Source organism: Paenibacillus sp. 32352 (assembly GCF_002042965.1).
Taxonomy (GTDB): domain Bacteria; phylum Bacillota; class Bacilli; order Paenibacillales; family NBRC-103111; genus Paenibacillus_S; species Paenibacillus_S vulneris.
Genome location: NZ_MZNT01000020.1, coordinates 76939 through 100263 on the forward strand (window position 1 = coordinate 76939; position 23325 = coordinate 100263).

Genomic DNA, 23325 nt, shown 5'->3' on the forward strand with positions numbered 1-23325 from the left:
GCCCGAACATCCACACCATGACGTGGCGGATCACTGATTTGCTAAACTGCAGTTCGTTCCCAATAAATGCGAATAGCATCGACGATTTAGTCGGTGTTTTTTGCATTTCGGGACATTACCGTTAGTTTTTTTCCTTCTGGATAATGTTCAAAATAAACTGTTCCTTCCAATCTTCTGCCTGTGCTGGGTCCATTTTTTCAAGGAAAGCATCTGTGCTCCAAATGTGTATGGTCAAGGTCTCATTATTCGATTCGAGGTCGTTATTCAAATCATTAATAAGTCTTTGATACTTGCTCATCTAGAATATCCCTCCCCATTTCTCCAAGGTTTGTACCAAATAATACCATAACGGGGCAAATAATAAAGTTAAGAAACTATAAAGGGTTAAATCATGACAGATTTGCAGATGATTTCACTAAAGCCCACTTGACAAATCGATAATTCCCGATATGATTATATGTATGAATCCCATCGAAATTTTCAAAGCGTTGTCCAACGAGTCGAGATTGCAAATTCTACAGTGGTTAAAGGAACCCGAAAAACATTTTAAGCCCCATGAAGGGATTGATATGAGAAAAACCGGGGTATGCGTCTGTCAGGTTACTGAAAAATTAAATATGACCCAATCCACGGCGTCCCAGTATTTGTCCATTCTTCAACGGGCAGGTCTGATCAAGGCAGAGCGCATTGGCAAATACACCTACTATACAAGGGATGACGAAAAGCTGCGTGAGATTGCCGCATTTCTGAACAATGAAATATAAGCAGGGCTAAACTGAATGCTCATCTTGAGAATTCAGTTTTATTTAAGAAAAACGTATCGACATATCACGATATGTTTTTGTATGGTTCAACACATCGACAATTTATAATATATAGATGTGAATATAGTAAAGGATGGGTGATTTTTTTGTCTAGTACATGGAAGGTTTATTTTTTAGCATTGGTTAGCTTTTTAGTGGGGACGTCCGAATATGTGATCTCAGGTGTCCTGGATAAGATCTCGGACTCGATGGCAATTTCGATTACCGCGGCGGGACAGCTTGTAACTATTTTTTCATTGGTATATGGGCTGTGCACACCGGTTACAATGGCCCTGACATCAAAGCTGGATAGAAAGAACCTGCTGGTAGGAGCATTGGGAATATTCATCTTAGCCAATGTGATGTCCTTTGCTTTGCCTGGATTTGGACTGTTTATTATATCCCGTGTGATCATGGCTTTGGGAGCGGGCGTGGTGGTGGTTACAGCCTTGGATATTGCAGCCAAAATTGCGCCTGCAGGTAAGCAGGCAAGCTCAATCGCTACGGTCGTTATGGGATTTACGGCATCGTTAATTATTGGCGTTCCTCTTGGGCGAATGGCTGCTGCTGAATACGGATGGCGATCGGTATTCGGTTTCATTGCTTTAGCGGGACTTGTGGCCGTCTTTGTTCTTTTCTACACCATTCCTCGAATTAAAGGGGACGCCCCCGTACCTCTAACGCAACAGTTAGCGTTGTTGAAAAACAAAAAGGTTGCAGTTGGCTTATCTATTACCCTCTTTTGGTTAGGGGGATATTCAATAGCTTATACGTACATTTCTCCCTATCTTCTTAACGTTGCAGGGGTGAATGAGGGGATGTTAAGCGGGGTTTTATTGGCATTCGGTATTGCAAGCTTAATAGGCTCCAAAACAGGGGGCTACAGCACAGATAAATGGGGGGTATCCTCCACATTACTCGGCGGAATGACTGTGCACGTCGCTGCTCTCATTTTGCTTTCGCTGGCGATTGCCGTATCAGCTAATATGTTCGTCATTGCCGCACTGTTGATCTTATGGTCATTCTCGGCATGGTCTACCGGTCCTACGCAGCAATATAATCTGGTTCGGATTAAGCCGGAATACTCCGGGATTATGCTGGGTCTCAATCAATCTATGCTGCAGCTCGCGATGGCGGCAGGTGCAGGGATAGGAGCCATTGCCGTTGAGCAGGTATCCTTATCCTCGATCACATGGTTTGGAGCCATTGGTGTAGCTATCGCAATCCTTGCGGCCCTAAGCTTGAACAGCATGATGAAAGAAAGCAAGGGAGCTAGGCAAACATACCAGGGTGTGCAGGAACGGCCTGTTCAAGAATGAGCGGATCCTTTTGGTGAGAATGCGGCTCTGCAGCCAGCGATTTCCGGCGGGAGCAGCCGAACCATCGCCATAATAAAAAGAGACATCGGCCTTCCAGGGCTGGTGTCTCTTAGTTTATTCTAACATCCTGCAGCTCCTTTGAATCATCTCAGTGAGCTCTTGAAAACCAAACTGATGATTTACCATATCTACAGTAAAATTCTCCGCGTCTTTGCTGCCCATTATGAAATGACTGCCATTATACCGCAAGAAGATGACCAGGGCAGTAAAAGCCGTTCGCTTATTTGCGTTTTGAAAGGGATGGTTTTGACCGAGGGATTCAAAAAGCGCAGCCGCTTTCTCATAAAGGGTTTCATAGGCATCTTTGCCAAAAGCTGATGATTGCGGGCGTAACACAGCGGATTCCAATAGACTGTTGTTTTTTACACCAATATGTTCTCCGGGACTATATTTTTGTATCATAGCAACGTTAATAGCTATAACCTCTTGGACGGTAATAAACCGGGTTTTGTCCATTATCTATCTTTCAGTCCTTTTAATGTTTCGTCATACTCCTCCATAACTTTGGAAAGGGTATCTAGAAAATCAGTGCTGATTCCAGTCGGCAGATTTACCTTATTGATTTTTTTAATAACGATTTCCCCATCATTTTCATGGACTTCAATACGGACGGAATCACCGGCATCCAATCCGAGTTGTTTAAGAGCGTCTGTCATCGTTAAGCCCAAGCTGTTTCCAAACTTCGAGACTTTGCGTTCCATTTCTATCACCTTGCTCATATTGTAATCAACTCCTTATCATATTATTCAACTGTTATAACAATTATACATTATTACATGGTATTTTGAAATGAATGGATAACCGGGTAATACCCAATTACGATCATTATAGAAGTATGAATTTTACATATCTAGATCAGATCGACAAAACAGGATATCTATGATATGGTAAAAGTATCCCATAGGCATTCTACTCTTTCGGAGTAGGGTGCCTTGGTGCATATTTATGGGAAATTTACATTAAATGTCTTGTAAATCGGTTCGATAGGACATGGAGGTGGTGATGCTATGTTTCTCTTTGCAGCCCCGTTAAGGGGATATTGGATGACCGTGGGCAGCAGGCAAAGATCATTTGATGAGAAGGAGCGAGCATAGCATGACTACAAGGTTTCAAGCGGAACCCCGCGTACCGTTAAATTCTTCCGGACTTCGGGAACTGCGCAGATCCGGACGTCTGCCGGGCGTTATTTTCAGAAAACATGCGGAGAATGAGCGGATTCATATTTCGGCGACCCAGTTTCAAAAATGGCTGAAGCAAGGCGGGTCAGGATTCATTGAGCTGCATTTTGAAGGCGAAGGCTCGCTGACCGTACTGCTGGAGGACTTCCAGCGGGACCCGGTGACGAGGGATTTATTGCATGTCGATTTTCAGCAGGTTCAGATGGGCGAGCGCATTCGCACGAAGATTCCGGTCAAGTTCAAAGGAACTCCTATCGGAACAAAGGAAGGCGGCGTCGTGCAGATTCAATGCTCGGCTATCGAGGTAGAGGCATTGCCTAAGCATTTGCCGGATGTAGTGGAATTGAATATTAGCACGATGGGCATTGGAGAAACGTTGTACGTCAAGGATGTGGAGTTTGCGTCTGAGGTGACGGTGATTTCCGAGGCCCACGAGTTCCTGCTTTCCGTCGTTAAGCCTTAGCTTTCGTTACATCATGTAAAAAAAGAGATCACGTCGTGCTTGCGATTTGCTTGCGGGCACGATGTTTTTGTTTGAACGTAAGGCCTTGTCCGTTACGACAAGGATTGATATAAAAGCGTGGAGGGAATTATATGTCAATGATAAGAGTCGGGATTGTAGGTTATGGCAATTTGGGCCGCGGGGTTGAAAAGGCCATTCGGCAGAACCCGGATATGGAGCTTGCAGCGATCTTCACGAGACGTCAGCCCGGGAACATGGCCTCGACAGGGCTAATCAAGCACATCTCTGAAGCTGAACAATACATAGGAAAGATCGATGTCATGATATTATGCGGCGGTTCTGCAACGGATTTACCGGAGCAAGGCCCGTACTTCGCTTCCATGTTCCATACGGTGGACAGCTTCGACAGGCACGCCAAAATTCCAGAATACTTCGATGCGGTAGATGCATCGGCAAGAAGAGGCGGGCATGCAAGTGTGATTTCAACGGGTTGGGATCCGGGCTTATTTTCATTAAACCGTCTGCTCGCTGAGGCGGTGCTGCCGGAAGGAAATGAGTACACGTTTTGGGGAAAAGGCGTGAGCCAGGGGCATTCGGATGCGATTCGCCGAATTCGGGGCGTCGACAATGCGGTTCAATATACCATCCCCAGCATGGATGCGGTGGATAAGGTAAGAAGGGGGGAGGATCCGGTACTGACCGCAAGGGACAAGCATTTGAGAGAGTGCTATGTTGTAGTGGAGCCAGGAGAAGATTTGTCCCGAATTGAACATGAAATTACCACGATGCCGGATTATTTTGCCGATTATGAGACTCGGGTGAACTTTATTAGTGCAGAAGAGCTGCAGGAAAAGCACTCCGCCATGCCTCATGGCGGACTTGTTCTCAGAAGCGGGAAGACAGGTGACAACAGCAAGCAGATTATCGAATTTGGACTCAACCTTGCCAGCAATCCCGAATTTACGGGAAGCGTGTTGGTCGCCTATGCCAGAGCTATCAGCAGATTCGCGAAGGAAGGCTTTACAGGGACCAAAACGGCATTCGATATTCCTTTCAGCTACTTATCCCCCAAATCGGGCGAGCAGCTTAGAAGGGAATTGCTGTAAAGCGCTCGGTATTTCCCCACCCTTATAAATAGAAAAAACATCATGGAAATGGTGTTTTTTCTATTTATAAGCCCCTTTTTTCATGCACGCTGCGAGCTTATAGGAACCATGCGCACCAAATAAAAATAGTATAGGCAATAAAGGTTCTTACCGGAAGGAATGATCCATATAAAAAAATTTAAGCCTGCAGCTGTTAAGGTGCGTAGAATCGGCGTCGTGCTGAACCGATTTAATAAAAAGGTATTCATTTATACGATTCCCGGGCATAAACCTCCGGCATTTTTCTACCGCAGCATCATGGACATTGACGCAGATGGATCCCCCCGCGCCTACAATCCCCAAAATACCGGGCTTGACGATTTGAGCCACGCTGGCAGACCCGGCCATTGGGTAGGGATTGTTACACACAACGGCAAGCCTTCGGGAAGGCCGGTCATACAAAAACGTACGGATCCCGCCCCCGGCTTTTATGTTTCCCAAACAGCCCTAAGTGATTTTAACAAGCGCTTTACCGATCCGAACGCTTATGTGAATTCGGAGAAAATCCCCTTTATCGTTTTACCCCAAAGGAGAAGCTTTGGTGCAGTTTTGGGCGATATGGCCGTAGTTTATAACATAAAGAATGGAAGATTGGCTTTTGCTGTTTACGCGGATACGGATGTTGGTATTGGTGAAGGCTCCATTGCATTAGCTAGAGTGCTGGGCATCAACTCGAATCCAAGAACGGGCGGAACAGGAAATCAAGAGAATGTATTCTATTTAGTTTTTCCGAAGTCCGGAAGGGGAAATGGGCACATACCTACCCGAAGGGAGATTATAATAAAGACACAAAGGCTGTTCAGAGAGTGGGGCGGGATTCAGCTTTTAAAAAAGGTACAGCAATGCTAGTTAAACATAGTATCGCCTATCGCCAGCCGGGCTTCGAAAAGCCGGCTTTTTTGTTGCCCGAATTTAGGCATCGCCTGCAGCGAACGGACAACTTTCCTTTGTATTCTGCACGCATAATCTATTTTATGGTCAAGGCTTCCTGGATACAGGCAATGACCGCGAAATATAACAACAGGGGGTTCCGACTTTGAGGGTACTTTTTTTAGAAAGCCACCCCATGTGGATTCATGGCCTTCCCAATGGCTTCCGGGATGCGGGACACCAGGTGAAAGTGTCTGGTCCTCTCACGAGAAAAAAGCTTCCTCGCTTAATAGCGGATTTCCGGCCGCATTTGATCATTACTTTGGGTTGGACGGAAGAACACAGCCCCCTCAAGCGCAAATGGATTCGGCACTATGTTGGCCGATCCGGCATTCCGCATGTCTACTGGGCAACAGAAGATCCTACGCACCACCATACTTTTACTCTCCCATACGTAAAAGCGGTCAAACCGGATTTTGTCTTTACCATCTGCCGTGACATGGTAAAGAAGTACGAGAAAATGGGCATTCCCGCTGCTCATTCAGATTTCGGCCACCACCGGAACGTTCATAGGAACGGGAGGGAGCATGCCGGGTTTCGCAGCGATATCGCCATCGTAGCCAACGGCTATTCTCGAATATTACAAAAATATCCTCGCCATTTTCGCATCAAGTCCTTGTCCACTTTAATCCATCCGCTGGTAAAAAGGAAAATCAGGGTCGATTTCTGGGGAAGGCAGTGGAATGAAGTCAAGCCCGTACTAGGCATTCGGATTCCTGAGAAGTGGATTCACGGTTATTTGCCTTATCAAGAGGCATATAAGGTTTACAACTCCGCGAAAATTATTATTGGTCCGCAAAACCAATTAAAGCAAGTAACGCAAAGAACTTATGAAATCCTCGGGTCGGGAGGATTCTTGCTTACAAGCGACACACCGGAAATACGACGGCTCTTTAAGCCGGGAAAGCACCTTGTTGTCTCACGCTCTCCGGAAGAAACGGTACGGCTTGTCAGATATTATCTCAAACACCCTGACAAAAGGGAACAAATTAGAAAAGCCGGCAAGCAGGCTGTCGCCAAGCATACGTACAAGCATCGTGCCATTCGGATGCTACTTGAGCTAAAGAAACGAAGCATTCTAAAATAACAAGGAAAAGAAAGAGAAGATCACCCGTGAAGATAAATCGCGTTATCTACAATGTGCCGACCCGTAAACGGATCCTCGCCTTAACCTTCAATATGGCTTATGGTCATCGGGTCCCTGTCCAATTACTTTCCTTATTGAAAGCAAGAGGCGTAAAAAAAGCGACATTTTTTGTCACTGGGGAGTGGGTACAGCTCAACCCTGGTATTGCCAAGCGAATACAGCAGATGGGTTTTGACATTGCTTCCCATGGACATCGTCATGAGGATTACACCTCTCATTCGAATGCTTGGATAGAGCGGGATGTGAAAGCTGCCAAGCGGGCTATTGTTAACGCAACCGGAGCCAAGACCAATATGATTCGCACGCCAAGCGGCGACCTCGATTTGCGAGTCATTAAGAAGCTGCTGAGCATGAAGCAAACGATTGTTCATTGGGACACGGATTCGTTAGATTGGAAATACAAGAATGTAAAAAAAATCGTTCAGCGGGTGCTGCCTAATATACATCCGGGTGCGATCGTATTGCTCCACGGCTGTGACCCATGGCCCCAGACGTTGAAAGCCTTACCCATTATTCTGGATGGAATAAAAAAGAAGGGTTACACATTGGTAACCGTGAATGAACTGCTATCTGGGATCCGTCCTAAAGCAAACCGACAAAAAATCATTTAACGCGCGATGAACCAGAACCGGTTCGCCCGTTTATGAGCTCGGAAACCGTGACGAACCGGAATCCTTTGGCTCTTAATCGGTCTATCATTATCGGAAGGGCCTTCGCCGTTTGGGTTGCAGAATCGCTTGCATGCATAAGAATGATGTCCCCGGCCTTAGTCTGAGAGAGTACCCGCTTGGCAATGGCATCAACCCCTGGATTGGTCCAGTCCAGGGAATCTACACTCCAATGGATCGTTCGATAGTTTAACGTTCTTAGTTTTTTTACAACCTTGGCATTGATACTGCCGTAAGGTGTCCGAATCAATCGGGTCCGAACCCCTGTCACGTTTTTTATGATTCTTTCCGCTTTCTTTACCTGGACCCGAATCCAATCTTCGCGGTGTTTGGTATAGTCTTGATGCAAAAACCCGTGCGAGCCGATTTCATAGCCCAGGGAATGAATTTTACGTGCTAATCGGGGATGTTTGGCTGCCCAGGCGGCCGACAAAAAGAAAGTTGCATTTTTCACGTTTTTTTGCTGCAGCACCCACAGTACGGTCCCTGGTACCTGGTTCCCCCATCCGATATCAAATGTGAGCGCGATATATCGCTTATTTGTCGGGAAACGGTAAAAAGCATCACTATCGCCCAAACGGATCTCCTCCTAAAAAGTTATTCATTCGCATTATATTCCGAAAGCGGGAAAGCCTGACTGTGTGGCGGCCTGCGAAGGGGAGTGACTATGAAAATTCTCTTTTTGGAAAGCGGGCCCATCTGGTCGAGGGGGCTCACTGATGGATTGCGTGATTTGGGTCATAACGTAAAGATTTCAGGTCCCTTGACCAAGAAAAAAATAGCTTCATTGATTTCCTCCTACAAGCCGCAGCTGCTTATGACTGTGGGTTGGGGTCCTGAACAAACAAAGGAAAAGCAGCGGTGGATGCGCCAATACGCCAGCATTTCGGGTATTCCATTGATCTATTGGTCAACAGAGGATCCCAATTTCACAGCAGAATTTACACTTCCGTTGATCCGAAGAATGAAACCGGATTTTGTATTTACCATTTCCGCCCGGACAGCCGCCTATTATCGGAAGCTTGGTATCCGCGCAGCTCATCTCGATTTTGGTTTTTCTCCTAGTATTCATCGAAGGGTAAAGCCGCTTCAAAAGTATAGACATAAAATTGCCGTCGTAGCGAACGCCTATCCTCAAGTCTTAAGCAGATATCCGAAGCATTTTCGGCGAAAGGCATTGAATCTTCTGATACGTCCGCTGCTTTCTGCGGGTATTCGGGTAGATTTCTACGGGGCAGATTGGGAGAAGATGAAGCCTTACTTGGGTAAAACCGTTCCACGAGGCTGGATACATGGGAAGCTGCCTTACCAAAATGCGAATCAAGTTTATAGTTCATCGCAAATCATGCTGGGTCTGCAAAATTACAGGGATATGGTAACCCAGCGAACCTATGAAATATTAGGTTCAGGGGGGTTCCTTCTTACCATCGACACACCGGGGGTAAGACGGGTCGGTAAACCGGGACGCGATTTTGCAGTGTCGACCTCGCCTGAAGATACGGTGCGGCTGGTACATCATTATCTAGAGCACCCATCAGCTCGAGAACGCATTCGTAGGCAAGGGAACCGTACGGTTTATAGGCATAATTACACGAATCGGGCAAAACGTATGCTATCGATTCTTAGGAGGACGGGCTTATTAAAGTAGCTTATCTGACTTTTGACGATGGTCCTGCCCGCTATACAGGAGCCATTCTGGATCAGCTAAGGGAGCATGGGGTTAAGGCGACCTTTTTTGTCCTTGGCAACCGTACTCCCAAAGGAATTCGCTTGTATAAAAGAATGGTACAAGAAGGCCATGCCATCGGCAATCATACGTTTTCTCACAATTATCCGGTCATTTACAGCTCCATATCGGCATTTCTTAAGGATTTCCGTAAGCTGGAGTCCCTATTGCAGCGACAAGTACATGTAAAGCCGAAGATCTTTCGATTTCCAGGAGGGTCCCAAAACGCAGTGAACCCGTTGTATGGGAATAGGGCCCAGATGACCAAGGTGAACCAAGTCATGACGAGAAGAGGATACCGGTATTTTGACTGGAATGTCGAGTCCGGCGACTCCGAAATCCCTCGTCCCACCACGGAAGCTATGATTCGCAATGTACTGCGCGGCAGCAAAAACAAACGTAAAATCATCGTCCTATTCCATGATTTCAACCCCAATACGCCCAAATGCCTGCCGGCTGTAATCAAAGGGCTGAGGAGGCAAGGCTTTAGATTCCAGGTACTAACTAAAAAATCATTTACCGTTCGTTTTCGTTAATCAGGAACATGAAAGTTATTTTTACCTTCCTATGGTATTATGGTTCTAATACTTTGAATAACAGGACTGATACCAAAATGAAGCGAAGCCGCAGGACGTTGCCAGAAACGGAATACCGCGCTATTTTGCGGGCAGCAGACGATATCATTGCCCAAGGCGGAAGGACGTTGCTTGTCAAAATATTGAAGGGCTCGAAAGAGCGGAAAGTATTGGAGCTAGGATTGGATCAAAACCCTTCTTATGGTTTCTACAGGGATCTTACGTTGGAGCAGATCATGGACAAAGTGGATACTATGATAGACACGGGATTTTTGGGGACGGAAAGACAGGGTAAGCTGCCCATGATCATTTTCACACCGTATGGATGGGCTGTCGAACGAGAACAGCGCGCCCAAGAGTTTTTACAAGAGTGGGATCATTGGCTTGAGCATAACGTAACACCGGTCAGTATGGAATATTTGAAAGAACGGAACCGGGGGATGATGCTCCTGTTTCTGTATAAAATCTTGTGCTCCGCTAATAAGAAATACATTCCTTACTTGAGATTGTGGGAGCAGGTGGAATTCAAGAAGGTTCAGAGGGAGATTCGGCATGTGATTGAAGCGTTGGAGCAACGTGAGGGAATGAATGATAAGCAGTGGGGCCAGTTGGTGGGTGAGATGGCCCACTCCTTGCTCCTTCGGTCGGACAATCCCATTATATTAGCATGTGGGAAGTGCGGGAATCCGTTCTTATTGGACGAGTCGAATCCGGATTATTACACGAACGAAGGACTGCAATTTCCTCAACGGTGCCCTCAATGCCTGTAGCACAAGTGCTTTTAAATAAAGATGATGTTCAGTCCGCATGGTCTGGAGCGAGCGAAGGGAGTACGGGGATCAAATCCGCCGCCTCCCTGACGTCTCGGGATTAATATTCGATTTTGAGGCTCTCTCCGTCTACATATACGCCTTGGGAACGGGTAATCGGCAGCTTGTGCTCTGCTGAAAAGCCGATGGTTTCCCCGTCCCTTAAAGTGACGTTGCTTTCCACGATATATGCGGAAATATCGATCAGAAAATCACGCAGATCGGCAGGAGAAGCCTGACTGTCCAGCACTTCGATCTCTTCCTTGCCGAATGGCCGCAGTCCACAGGTATATCCATTCATTCCCGACTCCGTTCTGACAAGACCAAAGTGAACCAGATTCAATAAAGGAAACGTATCCTCCGTCTTCATCAGCTCAGCCATTTCCACATAAAGCTCCGGCTGGAATACGGTACCCGACGAATAGAATCCGATTGCGTTCGGAAGCTTCAAGCAGCTGGCCGCCAGCTTGGTGTACAGCCTGCCGCTATCCAACGGAGAGCCGGAGCGGGTAAATACAGCCAGAATGATTTGGGCCACATGGGTTTTGGTAACGTCAGCGGCCTCCCGCCAGAGATAGTTGCCTCCTGCATAATGCTCTGCCTCCCCGTCTGGAATTGGAGCATCCACAAAGCTTATAGCGGCAGTGAAGCCGTCCGTTTCAAAAACGAGGATTCCTTCCTTTTCTTCCTCAGGGCCCTCACCTTCCCCTGATGCTGATGAACAAGAGATATTCCAATCCTTCATCAGGTTCTCTTTGACCTGATCCAGATCGCATTCCGGAGAGTTCAGCAGCACGAACCCGTTAAATAAACCTCCGGAGGGCTCGTCCTGAGACTCCGTGGCGTCCTCTTGCGTTTGAGTCGCCTCGATTGCTGCCGCCTGCTTCATCCAATACTCGCGGATCATTTCTACCATAGCTATAGCTTCCTGCTTCGCAGTAGCCGGGTCATAGGGCTGCATCTCACTGAAGATATGGCCGCAATGCTCCGTATCCGATGGATGCTCATAGCCGCCGCAGACACCAAGGAGCCATTTTCCCAGCCATGTTTTTTTGTACTTGAAGATGTAGTAGTGCATACCATGCAAATCGAATTCGCCTGCAATTTCAATTTTGCTAGGTTTTTGGCCGAGCTCTCGTTCATCCGACAGCCAATTGATCATAGATTGCATAGCAGCTTGCTGCTGGGATGTCATTTAATCCTCTCCCTGGTTAAGTTAAGTTCTCTATTCTTGTATATACTAGCAGCAGTTGGATGTAAATGGGACTAAAAGATTAACCTTCTTTCCCGTGTTGACCGCAGGATCTCTGATGGAATCGTTGCAATAAGCCACACCAAATTGACACTATGGAGATGAATCAGTATATTTTAGCTATAAAGTGAACGAAAATAAATCAATATATCGTTCCTGTGAGGTTTAGAAGAGGGGCATTCTATGAAAAAAATAAAGGCATTGGTCATCGCGCCCTACCGCGGGTTGGTGGAGCTGACCTCCAATCTCAAAGATCAACTGGATGATTTTGAAGTAACGGTGATACAAGGCGATTTGTCGGAGCCTTTGCCTGTTCATCAATATGAGAAGGAAGGCTATGACATCATTATTAGCCGTGGCGGGACGGCCAGACTGATCCGTAAGCTCAGCTCACTTCCGGTAGTGGAGATCAAAATATCCGGCTTTGACATTTTGCGGCTAATCACGCTGCTGAAGGAATACAAAATTCCTATTGAAATGATAGGATTTCCTAATATTATCGAGGCGGTTGTCGCCGTATCACGGCTGCTGGATGTCGATATTCCCTATACGATCATTAACGAGCAGGATGATGTGAACGAGGTCCTTGAGGCGGCACGGAGCAAAGGGGCACTTGTGATTGTCGGCGGGACGAATACGGTGCGGCTGGCCAAGGAGCAAGGGCTTCAGGGCATTCTGATCACGTCCGGTAAAGAATCCGTGCTGGAGGCGTTCGAGAACGCGAGAAATGTGTGCCAGGCCGTCAGTTGCTACAAAGCTGAGGGGCAGATGCTGAACTCGCTCGCTCAAGGTGCGGAACAGGGGATGGCGGTGATGCAGACCGGCGGCAGACTGCATTATATGAATGCTGCGTTCCGGGATATGCTGGGCATTCGCCACGATCAAGATGCGGATGTCATAATGCGGCAGAGGTTCCCCAAATTGCTTGCTATGATGCAAAAGTCAGGCGGCAAGGTTGGTGAAGCCTCCTCCTTCGAGCTGTACGACATGACGTTCCGTCATAAGCTTACTGTGATCCGGGGGGAAGGGGAGCCGGAGGCTGCGTTTAATCTCTATGTGCGTCCGGTAACGGATAACGAGAACGATATTCAGGTTCGGCGGTTGGAGCCGTTTATTGAGACGTTTCCTCATCTGATTCGGGCCCGCTCCGATTTCCAGGAAGCACTTGCCTCAGCTGCGGAACGGCTGCAGCGGGTACGACCTCTCGCCGTATACGGAGAGCAGGGAACAGGAAAACGGATTTTTGCGGGCACGGTATGGCGGCAGCTGCATCCTGAAGGAGGCGAGCTGCTGGAGGTGAACGTTGTACGAGGCTCCGAGGAAGCCTTCATGCACTTGAAGCATCTGCTGGGAGAGGCTCTGCCTGGCAGCATGATCTATTTGCGCGGTGCGGAACGGCTCTCGCCCAAATACCAGAGAAGGCTGGCGGAGTCGGTGCCCCAATGCGCTGCATACCTGATCTGCTCCTTCGAGAAAGCGCCCGGGCAGCTGCGGGAGGAAGGGCTTCTGGAGCCGGAGCTGCTCTCGCTGATCGAAGGGGCAGCCGTCGAGATGAAGCCGCTCCGAACAAATCCTCAGGAGCTGGAGGAGCTGATCCGTATTTTTATTTCGGAGAATAACGAGAAATACGGCAAGCAGGTTGTCGGCATTCGTCCTAAAGCACAGGAAGCGCTCTACGAATACCCGTGGAAGGGTAATCTGATAGAGCTTCGAGACACGGTGAAAGAGCTGGTAAAAGCGGCAGAAGGCGAGTATATCGACGAAGAGCTTCTCACTGTGCTGGAAAAGCAAAGAATCGGGCACGGCCCGGCAAGCGGCGCCCGTACGATTAATCTGGATCAGCCTCTGCAGAGTATCCAGAAGGAGATCATTCAGCTGGTGCTCCAGGAGGAGAACATGAATCAGTCCCGTGCAGCCAAAAGGCTCGGGATTAATCGTTCAACGCTGTGGAGAATATTGAAGGATCCGATATAAAACATTAGAAGTGTGGTGTGCATTAAGCCCTATATCCAGTCCGGATGTAGGGTTATTTGTGTTGCAAATCGCAACTATATATGTTGCGTAATGCAACAATTAGAAAGTATATGATGCAAAATACAATAAAAATGTTGATATTTCGAACTATATTATTTATAATTCATTACGAAAGACATATTGATGATAACTGTTGTGAAATAAAACGTTTTTATAGGATGGGAAATAGAAGGAGGCCTTTATGGTGGAATTAAAAGGGATTATTCCTGCTATGCTGACACCGCTTACGGAAGATCAGAAGGTTAACGAGCCCGTGGTACGCCAGTTGACGAACCGGCTTATTGAATCCGGGGTTCATGGGATTTTTATTCTCGGAACGAACGGCGAATTCCATTTGCTCTCTACGGAAGAGAAGCTGGCTATGGCTCGCATCGTGATAGAAGAGGTAAAAGGCAGAGTTCCCGTGATCGTTGGTACTGGGGGCGGGACGACGGAGGAAGTGATTGAGCTTTCCAGACAGATGGAGCAATTGGGAGCCGATGCGGTTTCGATTATTACGCCCTTCTTCATAGCGCCTTCACAAGAGGAGCTCATCGTTCATTATACCCGAATCGCCGAATCGACGAAGCTGCCGATCGTGCTGTACAACATTCCTTCAAGAACCGGTGTAAACCTGGAGCCGGAGACGGCAGCCGTCTTGGCCAAGCTTCCTAACATTGTCGGTATTAAGGACAGCAGCGGCAATTTCGCCAATATCGAGAATTACATTAAGGCAACCCAAGGCGAAGCTTTTACCGTCTTCGCAGGCACGGATTCGCTGATTTTGAAAACATTGCTTGCCGGCGGCGTGGGTGCGGTGGCCGCGACAGCCAATATGCTTCCTGAAACCGTTGTATCGATCTACAATCACTGGCAGAACGGCAATATCGAAGAAGCACAAAAAGCGCAGGACGCGCTTCAGCCGCTTCGCGATACGTTTGCTCTGGGGACGCTCCCATCCGTTTTGAAAAAGGCCGTAGAATTGAGCGGTATTCCGGTAGGACCGCCGAAATCGCCTGTATCTGTTGTTTCGGGAGAGGCGCTGAAGAAGATTCAGGCTATGGTGGATTCCTATCAAAGCCGTTAAATCTCAGTTGTTTCAAATCCATCCAAGGGGTTGAATTCATGAAAACGCTGTACCAGTTTCAAACCGCAGATCATATTATCGCAGGGCGAAACTCGCTGCAAAGCGTGGGAGAGCATCTGCACCTTACCGGCGTCGATGTGAAATCGGTGCTTATCCTTACACAGCCTTCGATTAAATCATTAGGCTTTGTCGATGCCTTGGTCAGCCAACTGGCAGCCAAGGGCGTGACGGCCGACGTTAATACAAACATTTTGCCGGAACCGACGGTAGAGAACATTGAGCAGGTGTTTGCCGGCATGGCGGACAAAGCTTACGATGTCTTGATCGGGTTCGGTGGGGGAAGCGTTCTCGATTCCGCCAAAATTTTGGCCGTTCTCGCTACGAACGAATGCTCCATCCGCGACCTGCTCGGAACGGATTTGGTCAAGAAGCCGGGAATCCCGACGATTCTGATTCCGACCACCTCAGGTACGGGGGCGGAGGTTACTCCGAACGCTATCGTTACATTGCCTGACGAAGAGCTGAAGATAGGCATCGTCAGCAAGCATATGCTTCCAAAGGTCGTCTTCCTTGATCCGATGCTGACACTGGGATTGCCAAAGCCGATTACGGCGGCTACTGGAATGGATGCGTTCACCCATTCGCTTGAATCCTTCATTTCGAATAAAGCGAATCCGATCAGCGATATGTTCGCGCTGGAATCGATTCGTCTGATTTCGTCCAGCATTGTGGAAGCTTATCAGAACGGAACTAACGTTGATGCCAGAGAAAAGATGCTGCTCGGCTCCATGTACGGCGGGATGGCATTGACGGCCGCGGGTACCGCAGCAGTTCATGCATTGGCCTATCCGCTCGGCGGCAAATTCAAAATCGCGCATGGCGTAGCCAATTCAATGCTGCTTCCGCATGTGATGGAGTTCAATATGGATGCGATTGAGGATCGGTTATATCAAGTGGCTGAACCTATGGGTATTCAGGTGCAAGGGCTGACATCCTCACAGGCCGCGGCCAAAGTGGTCGAGCGTATCGTCGATTGGACGACCGTTCTGGAAATACCGCAGGATTTGAGCAGCTTCGGAGTTAAGCCGGATGACGTACCTGAACTCGCCGTATCGGCGTCCAAAGTAACCCGCCTGCTGAATAATAATCCAAAAGAGCTCAGCCTGCAGGACATGGAAGCGATTTACCGCAAATTACTGGCATAACTAGATACAACGAAACGAAGTCATGGAAAATAATGCGGCTTCAGGCTACAGATTAGGAAAATTGGCATGAAGTGGTCGCAGCTTGGAGCCTGCATTTCCCATTTCCATGATAAAGGAGTGAACGGGCATGAGAATATCTGTCATTTCGGATGATTTGACAGGTGCGAGCGACTGCGGCGGTCAGTTGATCCGCTATGGCTTCCAGGTATCGGTTATTTTGGAGCCGCAAGCAGAGGGCTTAAGAAGCAAGGACGCCGTCATCATCGATACGGACAGCCGATCCGTGACTTCCGAGGAGGCATACGGCAGGGTGAAGGAAGCCTGTGAATCGCTTCAGGGCGAGCCGTTCGATATCATTTATAAAAAAATCGATTCCACAATGAGAGGGAACATCGGGCAGGAAATCAACGCGGTATACGATGTGTTCCGTCCGGATCTTGTCGTCATCGCCCCGGGCTTTCCGCAGAACGGACGTACCATTGAGGAAGGCGTCATGTACCTGGGTGGCAAACCGCTTCATGAGACCGAAGTGGCGAGGGACCCGAAGACTCCGGTCCGCGACTCGCTCATCACGCGGCTCATTCGGGAGCAGGCAGGCAGGGAGGTCGGGCACTTGTCCCGCGGCGATCTGCAGCAAACGTCGGAGCATGTGGCTGCCAAGCTCACTTCGATGCAGGAGCGGGGCGTCGTGTACGTAGTGGCGGATTCGGCAGACGTCTCCGATCTGGAGCGGCTTGTCCGGCATATGCTGGGCACCGGTAAGTCGGTTATCTGGGTAGGCTCGGCCGGACTTATGAATGTGCTGCCCCTGGCTTATGGGCTCGAGCCGGAGCCGAAGCCGGTTACGATCCCGGCTCATGGAACGCCGGTCCTCCTTGTTGTAGGCAGCGTAAGCGCTATCGGCCGCAAGCAGCTGGAACGGCTGCTTCAGGAGCCGGATGTGGCCGGAATCGAGATTCGGTCGGAGGAGATCATCCGGGAGGAGGCTTCCAGAGAAGCCGAATGGAGCCGTGTGCTTCTGGAAGCGGAGGCCGCCCTAAAGTCGGGGCGTCATATCGCGCTGTATTCCTCCAACGATGTTGATCGGACGCAGCGGCTCGGGCGGGAGTTCGGCTACAACCTTGTCGACATCAGCAATCGGATTTCTCGAGTGCTTGGGGAGTGGGCGATGGCGCTTGCAGATCAATATGATCTGCGCCGCATGTTCCTGACAGGCGGCGATACGGCACGCCAAGTATTCCAGCAGCTGAAGGCGGATGAGTTCCATCTGCTGGATGAAGTCGAATCGGGGATTCCTCTTGGAGCCGTTCGTATATCGGGGAAGGATATCTATGCCGTAACCAAGGCAGGAAATTTCGGCTCGGAGTCAGCTATGATCAAGGCTGCCCGCAAGCTGCAAGGAGGAGAACTATGAAGCCAATTATCGGAATTACGATGGGAGATGCGGCAGGCATCGGCCCGGAGGTTATTGTGAAAGCGCTCGGACATGCATCGGTTTATGATATTTGCCGTCCAGTAGTCATCGGCGATTACGGCATTTTGCAGCGCGCCGTTGACGTTACGGGAACGCCGGTCCAGCTTCGCCGGGTTGAGCGGGTAAGCGAAGGGGCCTTTGTTCATGGCACGATCGATTGTCTCGACATGAATCTGCTTCCGGCGGATTTGCCGTTCGGTGTGATGTCTCCGCAAGCCGGCGACGCGGCCTTTCAATATTTGAAGAAAGCGGTTGACCTCGCCAAGGAGCAGGAGATTCAGGCGATCTGCACAGCGCCGCTGAATAAGGAAGCGCTGCAAAAGGGAGGGCATCTGTATCCGGGGCATACCGAGATCCTGGCCGATTTGACAGGTACCGAGGATTATTCGATGATGCTGTCCTCGCCGAAGCTGAAGGTCATCCATTTGACGACGCATGTAGGCTTGATCAAAGCTATTGAGACGATCAACCCCGAGCGGACCTACAAGGTCGTCAAGCTGGCGCATGAGACATTAACCCGCGCTGGATATGCGAATCCGCGCATTGCGGTTTGCGGCATTAACCCTCATGCGGGAGAGAACGGTCTTTTCGGTAACGGGGAGGAAGAGGAGAAGCTGATTCCGGGCATCGAAAAGGCGGCCGCCGAAGGCATTCAGGTCACCGGCCCTTATCCTGCGGATACGTTGTTTTTCCGTGCTGTCCGCAAAGATTTCGATATCGTCGTCGCCTGCTATCACGATCAAGGCCATGTGCCGATCAAGGTGCTCGGGCTTGAGGAAGGCGTTAATATTACGGTCGGTCTGAAAGGCGGCATCGTGCGCACTTCCGTCGATCACGGAACGGCCTTCGATATTGCAGGGAAAAACATCGCCGATGAACGCAGCATGCTCGCGGCGATCCAGTCCGGAGCGGATTTGGCGCCGAAGACGGAAGCGACCCGTTAAACATCATAGATTATAGACAACATAGAAGGAGAGCGAGTATTCCATGAAGGTTGTATCGACATCGCCGTCCTTCGCCAAATACTCTAATGAACCTATTGAATATTTGGAGAAGTACGGCATCGAGCTTCAGCATTTGCCGGAAGATATTACAGAGGAAGCGTTTATTGATGCGATTCAGGATGTGGACGCGGCTATCGTAGCCTTTAATCAGATTACGGAGAATGTTCTCGCCCGTGCCCCTCGCCTGAAGCTGGTGTGCAAGCATGGCGTCGGCGTGGATAATATTGATTTGGAGGCGGCGAAGAAGCATCAGGTTTGGGTGACGAACGTCCCAAGCGCCAACAAGCATGCGGTGGCCGACTTCGCATTCGCCCTGATGCTGTCGCTGGCTCGGCAAATTCCGCTGGCGAACGAGCTGACGAAGAAGGGTGAATGGCCTCGAATCTTCGGCTCCGATGTATATAATAAAACGGTAGGTATTATCGGGCTCGGAAGCATCGGCAAGGAGGTTGCGAGAAGAGCGGGCGGCTTCGATATGAACATATTGGCTTATGATCCGTACCCGGATCATGCCTTTGCAGAGCAGCATGGAGTGTCCTTCGTCACGCTGGACGAGTTGCTCAGCCGAAGCGACTTCGTTACCCTTCATATCGCCCTGACGGAAGAGACCAAGCATTTTATCGGTGCCGAGCAGCTGAAGCGGATGAAAGAAAGCGCTTATTTGATCAACGCTGCTCGAGGCGGAATCGTTCATGAGGAGGCGCTGTATCAAGCGCTGACTGCCGGGACGATAGCCGGGGCGGCATTGGATGTATTCGAGCTTGAGCCGCTGAAGGAGCATCCGCTGTTCGCTCTGCCTAACTTTATTGCTCTGCCTCATATTGCCGGCTATACTAGCGGGGCGGTGAACGCGCTCGGCATGACTTGCGTTCGCAATATCGTGAACGTCCTGGTGAACGGGCAAAGACCTGATCACGTTATGAATGGGTTGTAATTCGTCAACATCAGTCCATCGGATTGCCATCTTCATACATTATTCTTTTACTACATCATCAAGAGACGGAGAGATACATCTTGCAAACACTGACTAAGAAATCCAATGTGCGCTGGGTCGTCGCCATTCTTATGTGGGCAGCAATAGCGATCAACTATATCGATCGAACAGTACTCTCGGCCGCAGCGCCATACATTACGAAGGAATTCGGACTGAATGCCGCCCAAATGGGCGTCGTTCTCTCCGGCTTCTTCTGGTCCTACGCGCTGCTGCAGGTTCCTTCCGGCTGGGTGGCCGACCGGATCGGACAGAAGAAAACGCTCGGCTTCGCCGTTGCCTGGTGGTCGCTATCTACAGCGGTAACCGGTCTTGCAACCGGCTTCAAGTCCATTCTTGGCTTTCGTGTCGCTCTAGGCGTCGGGGAAGCCGCGGCTTATCCGAGCAATGCGGGCATCTCGTCCAAATGGTTCCCGGATAAGGAACGCGCGACGGTAGCGGGAATTTTTGATAGCGGATCCAAATTCGGCGGAGCTATAGCGATGCCGCTCATCGTGTGGCTGATCGCCATGTTCGATTGGAAGATGACCTTTCTGATCATCGGGGGACTCGGGATCGTTTGGGCAATCGTCTGGATTCTGTACTTTAAGGAAACGCCGGAAGAGCATAAGGGCGTTAACGAAGCGGAATTGAAGCATATCCGGGAAGGACAGTCCAAGCAGGAGGGACTGGACACCGAGCAGCCGATGAAATGGTATCAGCTGCTGAAGTATCGTAATATTTGGGCGATGTGTATCGGGTTCTTCATGATCAATTATAATTCCTACTTCTTCATTACTTGGCTGCCGACGTATCTCGTCAAGGAAAGAGGTATGGGCCTGATCGAGATGGGCTTCATGGCGTCGCTGCCGCTGCTGTGCGCGATGGTTGTTGAGGTTATCGCCGGATGGCTGTCCGACCGCATTTATGCAAAGGGGCTGTTGTCATTGACGGCGACACGCAAGCTGTTCCTTATCATCGGATTGCTGATGGCATCGTGCATCGGCTTCGCCGCCTTCGCTCAATCGGCCGTGCTGGCCGTGGTGCTCCTCTGTATCGCCAAGTCGGGTACCACAGTGGCGGCATCCCAGGTGTGGGCGCTGCCTAGCGACGTGGCTCCGAAAAATATGACCTCGGTCGTTGCAGGTATGCAGAACACGGTATCCAATATGGGCGGCGTCGTCGGACCGATTATCACCGGCTTTTTCGTAGCGACTTACGGCTCCTTCGTACCGGCTCTGCTGTTCTCCGCGGCGCTGATCGTTATCGGTATTTTGAATTATTTGTTCCTGTTAGGCAAAGTGAAGCCTATTCAAGCAGAACAATAAAGATGGGACGGAAGAGGCGCGGTTTACGCGTCTCTTTTGTGTTTTTTATGATAATACATAGAACGGCCTTACCTGCATTTGTAATACCTGCTCGATATCGTCGATTTGAATAATGAACTGTTCGATGTCCTCATATTGAAACACCAGCATATCGCGTTCCTTCATCTTTTCCATACGCTCCATCACACGAGTGAGTGAGATACCGATATGCTTTGGTTTATCAAAGCTCATCATCATGTCGTCAATCCCGATGGCAATGCTCATTAGATCTTCAAGAAAATCCTCCGAATAGTGACGGCGAAACGGGACGTCTAAGGGAATATACACCGCAGGCTTGTCCCAGAGCATCTTACCGCGGGGAAACCGCACAATAAGCTTCATAGGAACCAGGCAAACGCCGTCGAGCCCCTGATGTTCTTCATAATAGACACGGATTTTTGTCATAGGATCCCCCACGATTTCTCTCTAATTAGTCTCTGCCGCCCCATTTCAGCCTGCTTTTGCCTTATGTAATCGGTCGTAATATAGCTGGTGTCCACCGTCCGATCCCGCCGCTCCTTATCTATTTGCGCAAGGCAGAGACGATTTAGGATTTGATTAAGCCGTTTCTGAACGAACCGGATCGGAAGACAAAAGGCTTCGGCCAACACCTTTTCAAATGCGCCCCAGCTGTACACATCATGTATAAACTCGTGCAGCATAAAGGCCGGCATGGCAGCATACAGCTGGAACTGCGCCGCTTGCTGCTCCTGCAGCTCTATGAATGTTTCGGGCATTCCATATTGATCGCCGCAATGGCGGACGATGTGCCCGAGCTCGTGAAAGAAATTTTCGCGCTGTTGTTCTTTGCTTAGCAGGGCGTGCAAATAAATTAAGGCAAAATTGCTGCTCCAGATCACTTTCGATTCGTGAGGGTGAAGCTCTACCATAGCACGAAAAATAGCTGCGATATGATCTATATCCATATCTGCCGCGTAGCAGATTCCATGTTTTTGATATATGAAGGAAATCCATTCTTCTGTTTCAGTCGGTTTGTATAAAGAAAGATCCATATATTTACCTCCCAACAGAACGTATGTTCTATTTTATTTGATAAAGAAAAGCCCTGTAGGGGCTTTCCAAATTAGCAGAGGGCAACAATAACCTAGTGTTCGCCGTTAAATTTTTCGAATAATTTCCGTTTGGCTTCAAACTCCTTGCGTTCTTGCTCGGTAAGAGGAGCCGGTTTCCCATTATAGGCCGCCTGGCTCAGATACTCTCCGGATTCCTCCGTCACAATCCCCAAGGCGCCTATAGGGTTACGAGTTGACTTTCCTGGCCGCTTCCCTTCCTGAAGGGTATGCTGCAAGCCATGGATGTTGTTATACAGCTTGTTCATATAGCGTTTCATATAGATGACGTCTTTGAGAATGTCTTCGACATATTCCGCTTCGACGCCCATATTTTCAAGAAAATCGATGTAATCGTCGGTTTCTTTCATAAGATCGCGGGCAGCCTCCAGCATGCGCCGGGTCACATCCGGATCATTCCCGGAATCTGCCGCTTTATTGTAAGAGGGAGAAGCAGCGTTTTCTGTCCGAGGAAACGGGCGTACGATTTGACCTTTATCGTCAAGATAATTGGCAAAATGGATCGTTTCGCTTCCCATGGTGACTGAAGGCGACTGCGGGAAAAAGCGGGAACGAAGGGAACCTATCAGCTGCAGAGCGGACTCGGGAGCCTCTTTAAGCTTATCGAAGGGATAGTCATAATGGTAGGCTTCCCTTAGCTCATCTCCCATAGATTGAATTTCGTGCAACAAGTCTTCTTGAATTTCTTGGTGCTCGTTGTAAAACTCCATGAAATCCATCAGCTTGCGAGTCAGATGAAAGGCAAATCTATATTTTTCGGCCTCCCGGAGAGCATCCTTCACTTCCGTGGGGGCTTTATCTATGTAGGCGGCCATAACCAGAGCATCGGGGTCACCGCCTGTGACTTCGGCCAGAGCGCGGGTAATTTCCTCCGAGGCTGGGGGTTTATTGCCGTTTTTGAGCTTGCTGATATACGACTTTGTAATATCGATATCACGATTTTTAAGCCTCAAGACAAGCTCTCCAAGGCTTAGCTTGCTTTCTTCTATATAACGGGATAACAGTTCATGGTATTTCACGGGTCTCAATCCCCTCTCTA

The 23325-nt window shown here is 49.1% G+C and carries 25 protein-coding genes and 1 pseudogene; 18 read left to right on the forward strand and 8 right to left on the reverse strand.

Going from position 1 to position 23325, the window contains the following annotated elements:
* Positions 1-121: 121 nt before the first annotated feature.
* On the reverse strand, positions 122-298 hold the full coding sequence (locus tag B1728_RS36475) for a hypothetical protein (RefSeq protein WP_179136294.1): 177 nt from the start codon (positions 296-298) through the stop codon (positions 122-124).
* Between the two features lie 163 nt (positions 299-461).
* On the opposite strand from B1728_RS36475, the gene B1728_RS33030 reads away from it, so the two are divergent.
* Together B1728_RS33030 and B1728_RS33035 are read left to right on the forward strand one after the other, a co-directional pair.
* The gene (locus B1728_RS33030; RefSeq protein ID WP_079914683.1) at positions 462-764 is read left to right on the forward strand and encodes an ArsR/SmtB family transcription factor; all 303 of its coding nucleotides are present in this window, start codon (positions 462-464) and stop codon (positions 762-764) included.
* Positions 765-910: 146 nt separating this feature from the next.
* Positions 911-2122: an MFS transporter gene (locus B1728_RS33035; RefSeq protein WP_256865610.1), complete on the forward strand. Its 1212-nt coding sequence runs from the start codon at positions 911-913 to the stop codon at positions 2120-2122.
* Positions 2123-2236: 114 nt separating this feature from the next.
* On the opposite strand, the gene B1728_RS33040 is transcribed toward B1728_RS33035, so the two are convergent.
* Complete coding sequence (locus B1728_RS33040) at positions 2237-2638, reverse strand: type II toxin-antitoxin system death-on-curing family toxin (RefSeq protein ID WP_079914685.1); 402 nt, start codon at positions 2636-2638, stop codon at positions 2237-2239.
* Positions 2638-2901 (reverse strand): AbrB/MazE/SpoVT family DNA-binding domain-containing protein, encoded by a 264-nt coding sequence (locus B1728_RS33045; RefSeq protein WP_079914686.1) that lies wholly within the window; start codon positions 2899-2901, stop codon positions 2638-2640. Before B1728_RS33045 ends, B1728_RS33040 begins: the two co-directional genes overlap by 1 nt.
* Positions 2902-3277: 376 nt before the next feature.
* Between B1728_RS33045 and B1728_RS33050 the strand changes: the two genes are divergently transcribed.
* From B1728_RS33050 to B1728_RS33075, 5 genes are all read left to right on the forward strand, one after another.
* Positions 3278-3823 (forward strand): 50S ribosomal protein L25, encoded by a 546-nt coding sequence (locus B1728_RS33050; RefSeq protein ID WP_079914687.1) that lies wholly within the window; start codon positions 3278-3280, stop codon positions 3821-3823.
* A gap of 131 nt (positions 3824-3954) precedes the next feature.
* Positions 3955-4929 carry a diaminopimelate dehydrogenase gene (locus B1728_RS33055; RefSeq protein WP_079914688.1) on the forward strand — a complete coding sequence of 325 codons (975 nt, stop codon included), beginning with the start codon at positions 3955-3957 and terminating at the stop codon, positions 4927-4929.
* Between the two features lie 159 nt (positions 4930-5088).
* Positions 5089-5817 (forward strand): glycoside hydrolase family 75 protein, encoded by a 729-nt coding sequence (locus B1728_RS33060; protein ID WP_079914689.1) that lies wholly within the window; start codon positions 5089-5091, stop codon positions 5815-5817.
* Positions 5818-6004: 187 nt separating this feature from the next.
* On the forward strand, positions 6005-6985 hold the full coding sequence (locus tag B1728_RS33070) for a CgeB family protein (RefSeq protein ID WP_079914691.1): 981 nt from the start codon (positions 6005-6007) through the stop codon (positions 6983-6985).
* A gap of 26 nt (positions 6986-7011) precedes the next feature.
* Entirely contained in the window at positions 7012-7656 is a 645-nt protein-coding gene (locus B1728_RS33075; RefSeq protein WP_079914692.1) for a polysaccharide deacetylase family protein, read from the forward strand.
* Here the strand turns inward: B1728_RS33075 and B1728_RS33080 are convergent.
* Entirely contained in the window at positions 7649-8290 is a 642-nt protein-coding gene (locus tag B1728_RS33080; protein ID WP_179136295.1) for a polysaccharide deacetylase family protein, read from the reverse strand. The two genes, B1728_RS33075 and B1728_RS33080, sit on opposite strands and share 8 nt — an antisense overlap.
* A 90-nt stretch (positions 8291-8380) precedes the next feature.
* On the opposite strand from B1728_RS33080, the gene B1728_RS33085 reads away from it, so the two are divergent.
* From B1728_RS33085 to B1728_RS33095, 4 genes and pseudogenes are all read left to right on the forward strand, one after another.
* Complete coding sequence (locus B1728_RS33085; protein ID WP_079914694.1) at positions 8381-9361, forward strand: CgeB family protein; 981 nt, start codon at positions 8381-8383, stop codon at positions 9359-9361.
* Between the two features lie 47 nt (positions 9362-9408).
* Positions 9409-9615: pseudogene (locus B1728_RS37405) on the forward strand (polysaccharide deacetylase family protein); the annotation flags it as partial.
* Positions 9616-9669: 54 nt separating this feature from the next.
* Positions 9670-9975: a polysaccharide deacetylase family protein gene (locus tag B1728_RS37105; protein ID WP_256865611.1), complete on the forward strand. Its 306-nt coding sequence runs from the start codon at positions 9670-9672 to the stop codon at positions 9973-9975.
* A 98-nt stretch (positions 9976-10073) separates the two neighbouring features.
* A complete protein-coding gene (locus tag B1728_RS33095) occupies positions 10074-10784 on the forward strand; it encodes an RQC-minor-1 family DNA-binding protein (protein ID WP_256865612.1) in 711 nt (236 codons plus the stop codon).
* Between the two features lie 100 nt (positions 10785-10884).
* Here B1728_RS33095 and B1728_RS33100 read toward each other — a convergent pair whose 3' ends face one another.
* Positions 10885-12018, reverse strand: a complete 1134-nt coding sequence (locus B1728_RS33100) for a DUF4261 domain-containing protein (protein WP_079914697.1) — start codon at positions 12016-12018, stop codon at positions 10885-10887.
* Between the two features lie 240 nt (positions 12019-12258).
* Between B1728_RS33100 and B1728_RS33105 the strand changes: the two genes are divergently transcribed.
* The 7 genes from B1728_RS33105 to B1728_RS33135 all read left to right on the forward strand — a co-directional run bounded on the left by B1728_RS33105 (position 12259) and on the right by B1728_RS33135 (position 21156).
* Positions 12259-14049 carry a PrpR N-terminal domain-containing protein gene (locus tag B1728_RS33105; RefSeq protein WP_079914698.1) on the forward strand — a complete coding sequence of 597 codons (1791 nt, stop codon included), beginning with the start codon at positions 12259-12261 and terminating at the stop codon, positions 14047-14049.
* Positions 14050-14293: 244 nt separating this feature from the next.
* Complete coding sequence (gene dapA / locus B1728_RS33110; RefSeq protein ID WP_079914748.1) at positions 14294-15175, forward strand: 4-hydroxy-tetrahydrodipicolinate synthase; 882 nt, start codon at positions 14294-14296, stop codon at positions 15173-15175.
* Positions 15176-15213: 38 nt separating this feature from the next.
* On the forward strand, positions 15214-16380 hold the full coding sequence (locus tag B1728_RS33115) for an iron-containing alcohol dehydrogenase (protein ID WP_079914699.1): 1167 nt from the start codon (positions 15214-15216) through the stop codon (positions 16378-16380).
* A gap of 127 nt (positions 16381-16507) precedes the next feature.
* Entirely contained in the window at positions 16508-17794 is a 1287-nt protein-coding gene (locus tag B1728_RS33120; protein ID WP_079914700.1) for a four-carbon acid sugar kinase family protein, read from the forward strand.
* Entirely contained in the window at positions 17791-18798 is a 1008-nt protein-coding gene (gene pdxA / locus B1728_RS33125; RefSeq protein ID WP_079914701.1) for a 4-hydroxythreonine-4-phosphate dehydrogenase PdxA, read from the forward strand. Before B1728_RS33120 ends, pdxA begins: the two co-directional genes overlap by 4 nt.
* Positions 18799-18841: 43 nt before the next feature.
* The gene (locus tag B1728_RS33130) at positions 18842-19792 is read left to right on the forward strand and encodes a phosphoglycerate dehydrogenase (protein ID WP_079914702.1); all 951 of its coding nucleotides are present in this window, start codon (positions 18842-18844) and stop codon (positions 19790-19792) included.
* Positions 19793-19872: 80 nt separating this feature from the next.
* On the forward strand, positions 19873-21156 hold the full coding sequence (locus B1728_RS33135) for an MFS transporter (protein WP_256865613.1): 1284 nt from the start codon (positions 19873-19875) through the stop codon (positions 21154-21156).
* A 45-nt stretch (positions 21157-21201) separates the two neighbouring features.
* Here the strand turns inward: B1728_RS33135 and B1728_RS33140 are convergent, their stop codons facing one another.
* From B1728_RS33140 to B1728_RS33150, 3 genes are all read right to left on the reverse strand, one after another.
* Positions 21202-21600 (reverse strand): hypothetical protein, encoded by a 399-nt coding sequence (locus tag B1728_RS33140; RefSeq protein ID WP_079914703.1) that lies wholly within the window; start codon positions 21598-21600, stop codon positions 21202-21204.
* The gene (locus tag B1728_RS33145) at positions 21597-22208 is read right to left on the reverse strand and encodes an ImmA/IrrE family metallo-endopeptidase (RefSeq protein ID WP_079914704.1); all 612 of its coding nucleotides are present in this window, start codon (positions 22206-22208) and stop codon (positions 21597-21599) included. Before B1728_RS33145 ends, B1728_RS33140 begins: the two co-directional genes overlap by 4 nt.
* A 92-nt stretch (positions 22209-22300) precedes the next feature.
* Positions 22301-23305: a helix-turn-helix domain-containing protein gene (locus tag B1728_RS33150; protein ID WP_079914705.1), complete on the reverse strand. Its 1005-nt coding sequence runs from the start codon at positions 23303-23305 to the stop codon at positions 22301-22303.
* Positions 23306-23325 lie beyond the last annotated feature (20 nt).

Excerpts from the sequence above, each read along its gene's own strand:
- B1728_RS33055 (WP_079914688.1), top strand. The coding sequence starts at position 3,955 with ATGTCAATGATAAGAGTCGGGATTGTAGGTTATGGCAATTTGGGCCGC.
- B1728_RS33030 (WP_079914683.1), top strand. The coding sequence starts at position 462 with ATGAATCCCATCGAAATTTTCAAAGCGTTGTCCAACGAGTCGAGATTG.
- B1728_RS33145 (WP_079914704.1), bottom strand. The coding sequence starts at position 22,208 with ATGGATCTTTCTTTATACAAACCGACTGAAACAGAAGAATGGATTTCC.
- B1728_RS33045 (WP_079914686.1), bottom strand. The coding sequence starts at position 2,901 with ATGAGCAAGGTGATAGAAATGGAACGCAAAGTCTCGAAGTTTGGAAAC.
- B1728_RS33040 (WP_079914685.1), bottom strand. The coding sequence starts at position 2,638 with ATGGACAAAACCCGGTTTATTACCGTCCAAGAGGTTATAGCTATTAAC.
- B1728_RS33115 (WP_079914699.1), top strand. The coding sequence starts at position 15,214 with ATGAAAACGCTGTACCAGTTTCAAACCGCAGATCATATTATCGCAGGG.
- B1728_RS33120 (WP_079914700.1), top strand. The coding sequence starts at position 16,508 with ATGAGAATATCTGTCATTTCGGATGATTTGACAGGTGCGAGCGACTGC.
- B1728_RS33140 (WP_079914703.1), bottom strand. The coding sequence starts at position 21,600 with ATGACAAAAATCCGTGTCTATTATGAAGAACATCAGGGGCTCGACGGC.
- B1728_RS33100 (WP_079914697.1), bottom strand. The coding sequence starts at position 12,018 with ATGACATCCCAGCAGCAAGCTGCTATGCAATCTATGATCAATTGGCTG.
- B1728_RS33050 (WP_079914687.1), top strand. The coding sequence starts at position 3,278 with ATGACTACAAGGTTTCAAGCGGAACCCCGCGTACCGTTAAATTCTTCC.
- B1728_RS33105 (WP_079914698.1), top strand. The coding sequence starts at position 12,259 with ATGAAAAAAATAAAGGCATTGGTCATCGCGCCCTACCGCGGGTTGGTG.
- B1728_RS33060 (WP_079914689.1), top strand. The coding sequence starts at position 5,089 with ATGATCCATATAAAAAAATTTAAGCCTGCAGCTGTTAAGGTGCGTAGA.
- B1728_RS33130 (WP_079914702.1), top strand. The coding sequence starts at position 18,842 with ATGAAGGTTGTATCGACATCGCCGTCCTTCGCCAAATACTCTAATGAA.
- B1728_RS36475 (WP_179136294.1), bottom strand. The coding sequence starts at position 298 with ATGAGCAAGTATCAAAGACTTATTAATGATTTGAATAACGACCTCGAA.
- pdxA (WP_079914701.1), top strand. The coding sequence starts at position 17,791 with ATGAAGCCAATTATCGGAATTACGATGGGAGATGCGGCAGGCATCGGC.
- B1728_RS33085 (WP_079914694.1), top strand. The coding sequence starts at position 8,381 with ATGAAAATTCTCTTTTTGGAAAGCGGGCCCATCTGGTCGAGGGGGCTC.